A 3757-nucleotide genomic window follows, 5' to 3' on the forward strand; every position below is an offset into this window, starting at 1 on the left:
TGATTAATTTAGCGGGTGAGTCGATCGGCAACCATCGATGGTCCAAGTCAGTAAAGCAGGAGATTCTAGCAAGTAGAATTAGAACTACTGGGGCAATTGTTACTGCCATAAATAATCATACCATTCGGCCAAACGTTCTAATTAGTGCTTCGGCAGTTGGATACTATGGTCCCCGTCAGGATGAGGAGATAACTGAATCTGAAGAAGCAGGACAGGATTTCCTAGCTCAAGTTTGCCGAGAGTGGGAAAATGAAACAAACAAGGTTCAAAGCAATTTAACCAGAGTCGTAACTATTCGGATTGGCGTAGTATTAGGGATTGAAGGCGCACTGAATAGAATGCTGATGCCATTCAAATTCTATATTGGTGGTCCACTGGGTACAGGAATGCAATGGCTTTCCTGGATACACATCCAAGATTTGACGAGTATGGTAAGGTTCATAGTTGAAAATGAGGAGGTAAATGGTCCAGTAAATGCGTCTGCTCCAGAGTCCGTAAGAATGAGAGATTTCTGCAAAGTTCTGGGGGAAGTTCTCAACAGACCATCATGGTTACCAGTTCCCGAAGTGCTATTGAAAATAGCTCTAGGACAAATGGCAGAAATGTTAATACATGGTCAACGGGTTGTGCCGAGGAAAATTCTTGGTGCTGATTTTGAATTTAGGTTTCCAAAGTTAAGATCTGCTTTAGAGGATGCTCTGGGGAACCGGAACGGTGTTTAATTTCAATCGTTTCCAACCGGGAGTGAAATTCAAATCGACGATCAAGGTTGAAAGTCATTGTGCCATAGAGTTAAGATGGACAAAAGAGCAAGTAGCTAAGATCATGATCCAACCAGCTACTTGCTCCTTTATTTAATCAGACCTATTTGTCCATAACACGGTTCATGAGGCGCATCGAGCACATTTCCCCGCACATGGTGCAGCTGTCCTGATGTTCGGGGGCGGACTCTTTTCGGTAGCGCTCCGGTTTTTCTCGATCCAAAGCTAGAACAAACATTTTCTCCCAATCTAAATCCTGTCTGGCTTGACTCATCTCTCTATCCCAAGCGGCAGCTCCAGGTATCCCTTTGGCGATATCCGCGGCATGAGCAGCGATCTTGACTGCTATGATCCCTTCGCGCACATCGTCTAAAGTCGGTAATCGAAGGTGCTCAGCCGGTGTCACATAGCACAGAAAATCTGCTCCCACCGAGGCGGCTAGAGCTCCGCCGATTGCGCTGGTGATGTGATCGTAACCGGGAGCAATGTCAGTGACCAACGGTCCCAAAATGTAAAAGGGCGCACCGTGGCAAAGCTTTTTAGCTAACTGGACATTGGCCACAACCTCATTCAAGGGAACATGGCCTGGTCCTTCAATCATGACTTGAACATTGCGTTGCCAAGCCCTTTGAGTTAATTCTCCCAGGACAATCAATTCGGAGATTTGGGCACCGTCTGTAGCATCGGCAATGCTACCCGGTCGGCAGGCATCTCCCAGGCTTAGAGTAACATCGTATTTTGCACAGATATCGAGGAGATCATCAAAATATTCATAAAAAGGGTTCTCCTGCCCGGTCAATTCCATCCAGGCATACAGTAAGGACCCGCCCCGAGAGACAATGTTGGTGACCCGGGAGGTCTTTTGAAAGTGTCGGGCGGTTTCCCGGTTTATGCCAGCGTGGATGGTGACAAAATCGACTCCGTCTCGGGCATGCTGTTCTACTACGGCTAAAAATTCTTTAGGTGTAATGTCTTCTAATTTCTTGTCTAAATAGCCTAGGGCATCATACATGGGAACTGTACCAATCATGGCTGAGGACATATCGATGAGCCTATGGCGGAATTCAACGGTTTTACCATAGTTGCTGAGATCCATAATCGCTTCCGCTTTCATATCTAGAGCCATGCGTACTTTACCCAGCTCACTATCGATGTTAGCACACTCCGGAGAGATGCCCAAGTTGACGTTAATCTTCGTTTTAAGCCCCAGACCAACGCCCTCCGGACTTAAAGAGGTGTGGTTGTGGTTAGCGGGGATGGCTATACTTCCTGCCGCCACCCGGAGTCTAATTTCTTCAGCAGTCAGTCCCTCTTTGTCAGCGACGGTTTGCATGGCCGCTGTGATGACTCCATTTTTGGCTTGTTCCATTTGTGTACTCATCAAATCACGCTCTTTCTATAAAACTTCTCTTATGTCAGTGTCTGCATAATACGTTGTAAACTCTTTATCTTGCCCGGAATGTCTGGGTTACCTACAATCTCGGTGACTAGAGCGATGGTTTGCGCTCCCGATTTGACAACTTCAGCTAGATTGTGCTCCTTGATTCCGCCGATGGCGACAAAGGGGATTTTCAGATTCTTGACGACATAGTTTAAATAATCCAGTCCGACCGGATCACACACATCGATTTTAGTTTGGGTGGCAAATAAAGGACCTACTCCAATGTAATCTGCACCATCCTTTACAGCTTGATGTGCTTGAGCAGGCGAATGGGTGGAAACTCCAATCAAGAGATCGGGTCCAACGAGCTCACGTACCTTGGACAGAGGCAAGTCGTCTTGCCCAATATGCACGCCATCAGCGCCCACGGCAAGAGCCAGATCTAAGTAGTCATTGATAATGAACAATGCACCAGCTTGTTGGGTCATAGCCCGCAGCATCAGACACTCCTCATACATAACTCTCACCTTCTTAGACTTCTCCCGGTACTGAAGAATCGGTACACCGCTGGTCAAAATCTCACCAGCCACTTCAATATTGCTACGGCCCAGAGAGTGGGGCTCAGAAGTGAGAGCATAGAGGCCAGCGGGAAGAGTGCGCTTTTTTGCAGGTTTATGCATAATAAATCGCTTCCTTTGTTCTACTCGTCGAAAGTATAAAGGCAACTAAGGCAGTCGCCTTGGTTAAGGGTCCCTTTTCGCCATCACGGCGCCTTGCCATCCTTGGCGGCGCTCTAACCTCGAACGTCCTGTTCGAGTCATGGCTGCAGTGACACTCGATCATCCTCGGTCAGTGCTTGGCGCCAGCCAAGTTTTCTTTATATACTCAGAAAGTATAAGTTGGGGGTCCAGAGGGTACCCCTTTACTTGAGTACCCAGGCCAAGACTAAGTTAGCCTGTTTAGCAGCCACAACACCGACACGGGGAGAGAGGGCTGGTTGGTTTTCCGCCACGTCTGTACAGAAATCCCCGACGACAGATAAGCCGGAACTCCAGTGTTTAGTGTGAATCCTATCTGTGTCTCCCCAACCAGCGATTCCAGATGCACCAACGACTTTTTTCCCAGCCGCCAGCCCTTCTTCCACGAACATTTTCTTAGAGGCGGTCTGGTCAAAACCCTCTACCCATATTGGACACTGCCCAAATATCGTCTGGACATTGGTTGGCGTCACGAGAACCGGCCATAATTTCAAATCTAAGTCAGGGTTAATCCTTAATAGGTTTTCGGCCAGAGCCTCAGTCTTCAAGAGTCCTAATTGATCTGGGAAATAGACTTGTCGATTCAGGTTGCTGGCCTCTACGCGGTCAAAATCGGCCAGGACCAGGTGTAGAAACCCACTGCGCACTAAGTGCCAAGCAACATTGGAGCCCAAGCCCCCTAAACCAGCGATTCCTACGGGAGTTTGCTGAACCTTAGCTAATTGTTCTGGAGGCAATGTCCCGGCTAAGCCGGTCATTAAAGGATTCATAGCCCGACAGCATCCTTTTCCCGCATATTCACCCAGTCGCAAAAAGCAGGCAGATAGCCTTTGGTCCGGATCATCTGTACCACTTCA

Annotated in this window: 4 protein-coding genes; 1 reads left to right on the forward strand and 3 read right to left on the reverse strand. The window is 48.0% G+C overall.

Annotated features, from left to right (window positions below; all coding sequences use genetic code 11):
• A partial coding sequence (locus DOT_RS11305) for a TIGR01777 family oxidoreductase (protein ID WP_009618429.1) occupies positions 1-722 on the forward strand: 722 nt, incomplete at its 5' end.
• Between the two features lie 142 nt (positions 723-864).
• Here the strand turns inward: DOT_RS11305 and thiC are convergent.
• The 3 genes from thiC to thiF all read right to left on the reverse strand — a co-directional run bounded on the left by thiC (position 865) and on the right by thiF (position 3670).
• Positions 865-2142, reverse strand: a complete 1278-nt coding sequence (gene thiC / locus DOT_RS11310) for a phosphomethylpyrimidine synthase ThiC (RefSeq protein ID WP_040411922.1) — start codon at positions 2140-2142, stop codon at positions 865-867.
• A 29-nt stretch (positions 2143-2171) separates the two neighbouring features.
• Positions 2172-2822, reverse strand: a complete 651-nt coding sequence (gene thiE / locus DOT_RS11315) for a thiamine phosphate synthase (RefSeq protein WP_009618432.1) — start codon at positions 2820-2822, stop codon at positions 2172-2174.
• 242 nt (positions 2823-3064) lie between these two features.
• On the reverse strand, positions 3065-3670 hold the full coding sequence (thiF, locus tag DOT_RS11320) for a sulfur carrier protein ThiS adenylyltransferase ThiF (protein WP_009618433.1): 606 nt from the start codon (positions 3668-3670) through the stop codon (positions 3065-3067).
• Between the last annotated feature and the right edge of the window lie 87 nt (positions 3671-3757).

Origin of the sequence: Desulfosporosinus sp. OT (assembly GCF_000224515.1) — a bacterium.
GTDB lineage: Bacteria > Bacillota > Desulfitobacteriia > Desulfitobacteriales > Desulfitobacteriaceae > Desulfosporosinus.

Excerpts from the sequence above, each read along its gene's own strand:
- thiE (WP_009618432.1), bottom strand. The coding sequence starts at position 2,822 with ATGCATAAACCTGCAAAAAAGCGCACTCTTCCCGCTGGCCTCTATGCT.
- thiC (WP_040411922.1), bottom strand. The coding sequence starts at position 2,142 with ATGAGTACACAAATGGAACAAGCCAAAAATGGAGTCATCACAGCGGCC.
- thiF (WP_009618433.1), bottom strand. The coding sequence starts at position 3,670 with ATGAATCCTTTAATGACCGGCTTAGCCGGGACATTGCCTCCAGAACAA.